General features: G+C 73.2%; 6 protein-coding genes. 1 reads left to right on the top strand and 5 read right to left on the bottom strand.

Going from position 1 to position 6,564, the window contains the following annotated elements:
• Positions 1–77: 77 nt before the first annotated feature.
• The 5 genes from C6N75_RS24125 to C6N75_RS24105 form a co-directional block, all read right to left on the bottom strand.
• Positions 78–884, bottom strand: a complete 807-nt coding sequence (locus C6N75_RS24125) for an MlaE family ABC transporter permease (RefSeq protein ID WP_105871005.1) — start codon at positions 882–884, stop codon at positions 78–80.
• 2 nt (positions 885–886) lie between these two features.
• Complete coding sequence (locus C6N75_RS24120; RefSeq protein WP_105871004.1) at positions 887–1,708, bottom strand: MlaE family ABC transporter permease; 822 nt, start codon at positions 1,706–1,708, stop codon at positions 887–889.
• Positions 1,705–2,679 (bottom strand): ABC transporter ATP-binding protein, encoded by a 975-nt coding sequence (locus C6N75_RS24115; RefSeq protein WP_105871003.1) that lies wholly within the window; start codon positions 2,677–2,679, stop codon positions 1,705–1,707. Before C6N75_RS24115 ends, C6N75_RS24120 begins: the two co-directional genes overlap by 4 nt.
• Positions 2,679–4,298, bottom strand: coding sequence for a DUF6801 domain-containing protein (locus C6N75_RS24110; protein WP_105871002.1), 1,620 nt, complete (start codon positions 4,296–4,298; stop codon positions 2,679–2,681). Before C6N75_RS24110 ends, C6N75_RS24115 begins: the two co-directional genes overlap by 1 nt.
• 124 nt (positions 4,299–4,422) lie before the next feature.
• Positions 4,423–5,076 (bottom strand): hypothetical protein, encoded by a 654-nt coding sequence (locus tag C6N75_RS24105; RefSeq protein WP_146132659.1) that lies wholly within the window; start codon positions 5,074–5,076, stop codon positions 4,423–4,425.
• A 641-nt stretch (positions 5,077–5,717) separates the two neighbouring features.
• On the opposite strand from C6N75_RS24105, the gene C6N75_RS24100 reads away from it, so the two are divergent.
• The coding region (locus tag C6N75_RS24100) for a hypothetical protein (RefSeq protein WP_105871000.1) at positions 5,718–6,564 on the top strand (847 nt) is incomplete at its 3' end.

Genomic DNA, 6,564 nt, shown 5'->3' with positions numbered 1-6,564 from the left:
GCCGTGGGGAGCGGGAGGGTCGCGGTCATCGGGCGGCCTCGCGGGGGAAGTTCATCGGGCGGCCTCGCATACGGTGCTCATCCGGCCACCTTCACGGTCGTGGTCGCGCCCCACAGGGCGAGCGAGAGGAAGAAGTCGGTGACGCTGATCAGCACGATGGCGTTGCGCACGGAGCGGCCCACGGCGACGCCGACGCCGGCCGGGCCGCCCTCGGCGTGGTAGCCGTGGTAGCAGTGGGCGAGGATCACCATCACGCTGAAGACGAACACCTTGAGGACGGAGAGCAGGACGTCGTCGGGTGAGAGGAACAGTCCGAAGTAGTGGTCGTAGGTGCCCGCCGACTGGCCGTTGACGAGCACGGTCACCATGCGGGACGCCAGGTAGGAGGAGAGCAGCCCGATCGCGTACAGCGGGATGATGGCGACCACCCCGGCGATGACCCGGGTGGTGACCAGGTAGGGCAGGGAGCGGATGCCCATGGATTCGAGGGCGTCGACCTCCTCGTTGATGCGCATCGCGCCGAGCTGGGCGGTGAAGCCGGCGCCGACGGTGGCGGAGAGCGCGAGGCCGGCGACCAGCGGGGCGATCTCCCGGGTGTTGAAGTAGGCGGAGACGAAGCCGGTGAACGCCGAGGTGCCGATCTGGTCGAGTGCGGCGTGGCCCTGGAGTCCGACGACGGTGCCGGTGAACAGGGTCATGGCGATCATGACGCCGACGGTGCCGCCGACGACGCCGAGGCCGCCGCTGCCGAAGGCGACTTCGGCGAGCAGGCGCTGCACCTCGCGCAGGTAGCGGCGCAGGGTGCGCGGCACCCAGAGCAGGGCGCGGAGGTAGAACAGGAGCCGGTCGCCGGAGCGGTCGAGCCAGGCGAGCGGGGAGGCCATGGTCAGGCCCCCTTCGCGGGGACGATCTGGAGGTAGATCGCGGTCAGCACCATGTTGACGAAGAACAGCAGGAGGAAGGTGATGACGACGGACTGGTTGACGGCGTCGCCGACGCCCTTGGGTCCGCCGCGCGGGTTGAGGCCCCGGTAGGCGGCGACGACCCCGGCGAGGAAGCCGAAGACCAGCGCCTTGATCTCGCTGATCCACAGGTCGGGGAGCTGGGCGAGGGCGGAGAAGCCGGCCAGGTACGCGCCGGGGGTGCCGTCCTGCATGACCACGTTGAAGAAGTAGCCGCCGAGGGTGCCGACGACCGAGACCATGCCGTTGAGGAGGACGGCGACCAGCATGGTGGCCAGCACCCGGGGCACGACCAGGCGCTGGACGGGCGAGACGCCCATCACCTCCATGGCGTCCAGCTCCTCGCGGATGGTGCGCGAGCCGAGGTCGGCGCAGATCGCGGAGCCGCCGGCGCCGGAGATCAGCAGGGCCACGATCAGCGGACTGGCCTGCTGGATGACGGCCAGCACGCTGGCGCCGCCGGTGAAGGACTGCGCGCCGAGCTGCTCGGTGAGCGAGCCGACCTGTAGGGCGATGACCGCGCCGAACGGGATGGACACCAGGGCGGCGGGCAGGATGGTCACGCTGGCGACGAACCAGAACTGCTCGACGGACTCCCGCAGGGGGAAGGGGCGGCGGAAGGTCTCCCGCACCACCGAGCCGGCCAGCGCGAACAGCTTGCCGGTCTCCCGCAGCGGCGCGGTCCAGCGCGGCGGGGAGGGCACGGGCTCCGGCGGCGGGGTCCGGGGGTGGTCGGCCAGGGTCATGAGACGGCCCCGCCGACCGGGGCGTAGCTGCGCAGGATCGCGGTCCGGGCCCGCTCGGGCAGTTCGGGCAGCAGGTTGAGGACGCGTTCGCGGCGGCGCTGGGCGCCGGCCCGTGGGGGCAGTCCGGGCGAGGGCGTGAGCTGCGGCGGCAGGGCCCGCTCGGGGTCGGGCGGGGCGGCGCGCCCCTCACGGGCGAGGGTGGCGGCGTCCTTCTCCTCGGACATGCCGATGGGGCCTTCGCGGCGGCCGGCCAGGAACTGCGCCACCACCGGCTCCTCGCTGGTCAGCAGCACCTCGCGGGGGCCGAAGGTGACCAGGTTGCGCCGGAAGAGCATGCCCATGTTGTCGGGCACGGTGGAGGCGATGTCGAGGTTGTGGGTGACGATCAGCATGGTGGCGTCGATCTGCGCGTTGAGGTCGATGAGCAACTGCGAGAGGTAGGCGGTGCGGACGGGGTCGAGGCCGGAGTCGGGCTCGTCGCACAGCACGATCTGCGGGTCCAGGACCAGGGCGCGGGCGAGCCCGGCCCGTTTGCGCATGCCGCCGGATATCTCGCCGGGGAGTTTGCGTTCGGCGCCGACCAGGCCGACCATCTCCACCCGCTCCATCACGACGCGGCGGATCTCGCTCTCCTTCTTGCGGGTGTGCTCGCGCAGCGGGAAGGCGATGTTGTCGAACAGCGACATGGAGCCGAAGAGGGCCCCGTCCTGGAACATCACGCCGAACAGCTTGCGGGCCTCGTAGACGTCCCGTTCCGGGCTGTTCACCATGTCGCAGCCGCCCACCAGGACCCGGCCGCGTTCGGGTTTCAGCAGCCCGATGAGCGACTTCAGGAACACGGTCTTGCCCGTGCCGGAGGGCCCGAGCATCACGCTGACCTCGCCGGCGGGCAGGGTGAGGGTGACGTCCTGCCAGACGTTCTGCCGGCCGAAGGACTTGGTCAGCCCCTCCACGACCACTTCCGCTCCCATCACGGCCTCCCGGCGGCGGTCGGGCCCGCGGACCCGGCGTGGCGCTCGGGCCGGGGGCGGGGTGCGTCGGGGCAGAAGTCCTGGGTGCCGGAGCAGAGCGCGCCCTGGGTCATCTTGGTGAAGTTGCCAGGGCCGGAGAGGGCGCCGGTGAGCATCCGGTCGAGATCCTCCCCGCCGGTGCCGCAGTCGGTGAACGGCGGGATGTCGGCGGTCCCGGTCAGCGGGCCGCCCAGCTCCACGGTGTAGCCGTAGGGCACGCCATTGACGTCCTGGCCGCCGCGCCCGGTCAGCGTCAGCTCCATGGGCCGGACGGTGCGGCAGGCCGGGCCGACGTCCAGCGGGGCGCCGTTGACCTCGACGTCGGTCAGGCGCACCCGTATCTTTCCGGTCGCCTTGGTGACCTGCGGCTGGGAGAAGTCGGGGGCGAAGTAGCTGTCCGTGGCGATCTCCAGCTTCCCTTCCAGGAGGAGTTCGACGGTCGCGGTGGTCGGCATGAAGCCGAAGGTGAGGAACGTGGAGCGGGCCGGCGGGAACTGCGGCTTCCCCCGGTAGTCGAGGGTGGCGTCGCTGTAGAGCGTGAAGACGGGGTCGCCCTCGCCGGCGCAGGGGTGCATCTGGAGCGCTTTCGCCATGGAGACGCGCATCAGGCCGGGGTCCTTCACGAACATGGCCGCGCCGAGTTTGAGGACATTGGCGTATCCGGCGACGTATCCGTGGGCCGGCACGGGGGGCAGCGGCGTGGCGGGCGGTTCCTCGCAGTCGTCGGCGTTCTTCTCCTGCCGCGCCTTTCCGCCGTTCTCCGCCTGGGGCGGCCGTATTCCCGGGCCGCCCGGATCGCGCTCCGGCGGCTTTCCGCCGGGCGGGCGGGGGCCGGTGGGCGCGGCGGTGGGACCGGGCGCGGTCGAGGGCTCGGCGGGAGCGGTCGGGTTCGCGGACGGCTCGCCGGCGCCGGGCCCGGGCGTGATCCGGACCTCGGCGATCGCGGTGTCCTGGTCGGGCTCGGGTGCGCAGGTGACGGACAGGTCCGGCGGGGTGGTGGCCGTGCCGTCGGCAGTGCGGGTGAGCAGGTCCAGGGTGACCGGGCCGGTGGCGAAGGTGAGGACGCCCGCGGAGCCGGCGGTCACCTCGGGGACCGGGCCCGCGCCCCGCACGGTGTACGGGCCTTCGGCCGGGACGGGCGCCTGCGGGGTGGTGAGCTGGGTCCACGGCAGTTCGGCGGAGTGCTCGCCCTGGCTGAGCCGGCCGGTCAGGCGCACCGCGCCCTCGGCGCTCGCCACCCCGCGCGCGGTCAGCTCGGCGGCCGCCGCGGCGGGCAGTTCCACGGCGACCGAGACGTCCGCGGGGCGGATGGCCCGCCCGGCCGGGACGCGCTGCGGCAGGCCGGCGGACACCCGTACCGCCGCCGGGTGCTCCCCGCCGGGCAGGGCGCACCGGTAGGCGAAGACGGCCTCGGCGGTGCGGACGTCCTCGTCGACGGCCGCGCCGGTGCCCGGCACCAGCCCGGCGACCAGCACGGCGGCGCCCGCCGACGCCGTACGCGCGAGGGCGCGCCGCCGTCCGCCGGGCTCCCCGGACCCGCCGGCCCCGGCCCGGCCCCTGCTCCTGCCTCTGCTGCTCATGGCTGCTCCACCCCGTCTCCCCTGCGGTACCGGTTCCGTCGCGGGGCCGGTACGCGGGATCGTGCGGCCGGCACGCGCACCGGCCGCACGACGCTGTCACCGCTGTCCGACCCGGTGGGGGCGGTCAGGGACTGGTGACGGTGATGATCGGGGTGACCTTGTAGGTGGCGCTGAACTTGGCCTTGTTGCCGGTGGCGATCAGCCCGGCGCAGGCGCCGGAGGCGCTGGTCACGGTGAGCGCCGGGGTGGCGTCGGCCGCGATGGCCAGCAGGCCGCTGGAGTTGGTGTAGGTGCCGGTGTTGGCGGAGCCCTCGATGACCGCGTTGCAGGTGCCGAGGATGCTGGTGCCGGTCAGGTTGACCTTCACGTTGGTCAGGGTGCCCTTGGTGACGCCGCCGCCGTAGCTGACGCCGTTGAGCTTCATGGGCTGGGCGGCGGAGGAGACCCACTTGGAGCCGAGCGGGCCGTTGCACTTGTTGGCGCTGGTGCCGAAGGTGGCGGTGGCGATGGTGGCGAGGCCCGCGCCGCTGGCGTAGGTGCCGTCGACCGCGGTGCCGGTCGCGCCGTAGACGGCGCAGGTGACGGTGGCGCCGGTGGTGACGTTGGTCAGCACGGCGTTGACGCCGCTCTGGTTGGCGGCGGTGAAGGTGTCGTTGGCGGCCGGGTTGCTGACGGTCCACTGCGCCTGGGGCGCGGCGGAGGCGGTGGTGACGGTGACGCCGGCCGCGACGGTGAACACGGCGGCGGAAAGGGCGGCGATTCTGGTCGTACGTCGCACGGGCTGGTCCCTCCTGGGGAAATGGGGGCGTACCTGATTTGCCGGTATTCCCGTCGCCGTCGCCGGCGTCATTTCCGGCGAGGACCCGGAAACGGGGGATCCGCCGGGGCGGGAGGGTGGAAATACCGAAAGCGGCTCACTTCACGGAACGCGGGGCCGAAAACTGACAGGCCACCAGGTGGAGCACCTTGCGCGGAAGACGCTACGAGCGGGTAACCGGCCGCGCAATACGCCACCGTAAGTTTTCGCAGCCGCTCTTACCGGTGGGTATTTTCTTGTCGCCGGCGCAGTATCCGAGCCGGTTTTCTTGTCCGGAAGTGAGCAGAACGGCCCGCTGGGGGGCCCGGCGGGGCGGGCGGCCGGGCCGTGACGGGCCGGGTTCGGCCGGAACCGGGCGGCGGCCGGACGCGGACGGCTTCACACGGGTGTGCCGGGACCGGACGGTGGTCTATGTTCGGCAGGCACGCAGCGCTGCCGCCCGCCCCGGGCCGGTGGAGGCACGTCCCCGGGCCGGTCGGAGCACGCCCCCTGCCGGCGGCGGCCCGCCTCCTCCTCCCCGACCGCTTTTCCCCGTACCGCCGCACGTCCGGCAAGAGCCGCCGGAGAACGCAGAGCCGCCGGAGAACGAGGGGACCACCCGCATGCCCACCACCACCCAGCCGTCGGACGCGGGCGAGCCGCTGGGGCCGCTCCCGCAGGAGTTCGCCGCCATCGTCCGCCCCGAACTGCCCAGCCTGATCCAGGAGATCGGCATCGAGATCACCCGCGCCTACCCGGAGTACGCGCAACTGCTCAACGGCCCGCACAGCGCGGCGATCCGCTACGGCGTGGAGCAGCACATCGCGGCGTTCGCCGAGCGGATCGCCTCGCCCGGCGCGGCGGTCCCGCTGCGGGACGAGGCGTGCCGGCGGTTCGGCCGGTTCGAGGCGTACGAGGGCCGGGGGCTGGAGCGGCTGCGCGGCGCCTACCGGCTCGGGGCCCGGGTCGCGCTGCGCCGCGCGAAGAAGGTGGGCCGCCGCTACAACCTCTCCCCCACCCTGATGCTCAGCTTCGCCGACACCCTGTTCGCCTACGTCGACGAGCTGGAGGCGGTCTCCCGGGAGGGCTATCTGGAGGTGCGGTCGGGCGCCGACGGGCGTTCCGAGGCGTTACGCAGACGGCTGCTGCACCTGGTGCTGGCGGGCTCACCGGTGCCGCGCTCGGCGATCGCGGAGCTGTGCGAGCAGACCGGGTGGGTGCTGCCGGAGCGGGTGACGCTGGTGGCGCTGCGCTCGCCGGCCGGTGCCCCGGCCGCGCCGCTGGACAACGATGTCCTGGCCGACCTGTCCGATCCTCAGCCGCACCTGCTGATCCCAGGACCGGTGGACGAGGAGCGGCGGGCCGCGCTGACCCGGGCGTTCCCCTCGGCGCCGTCGGCGGTGGGGCTGACCGTGCCGACCTCGTGCGCGGCCGACTCCGTGCGCTGGGCCCGGCGGGTGCTGGAGCTGG

Source organism: Streptomyces solincola, from assembly GCF_002982015.1.
Lineage (GTDB): Bacteria > Actinomycetota > Actinomycetes > Streptomycetales > Streptomycetaceae > Streptomyces > Streptomyces solincola.
The sequence above is the reverse complement of the archived record's forward strand: the minus strand, read 5'-3'. Positions and strand labels throughout refer to the sequence as shown.

What these genes read in the sequence shown, in the direction of transcription:
- C6N75_RS24115 (WP_105871003.1), bottom strand. Translation starts at nt 2,679, where the DNA reads ATGGGAGCGGAAGTGGTCGTGGAGGGGCTGACCAAGTCCTTCGGCCGG.
- C6N75_RS24120 (WP_105871004.1), bottom strand. Translation starts at nt 1,708, where the DNA reads ATGACCCTGGCCGACCACCCCCGGACCCCGCCGCCGGAGCCCGTGCCC.
- C6N75_RS24110 (WP_105871002.1), bottom strand. Translation starts at nt 4,298, where the DNA reads ATGAGCAGCAGAGGCAGGAGCAGGGGCCGGGCCGGGGCCGGCGGGTCC.
- C6N75_RS24125 (WP_105871005.1), bottom strand. Translation starts at nt 884, where the DNA reads ATGGCCTCCCCGCTCGCCTGGCTCGACCGCTCCGGCGACCGGCTCCTG.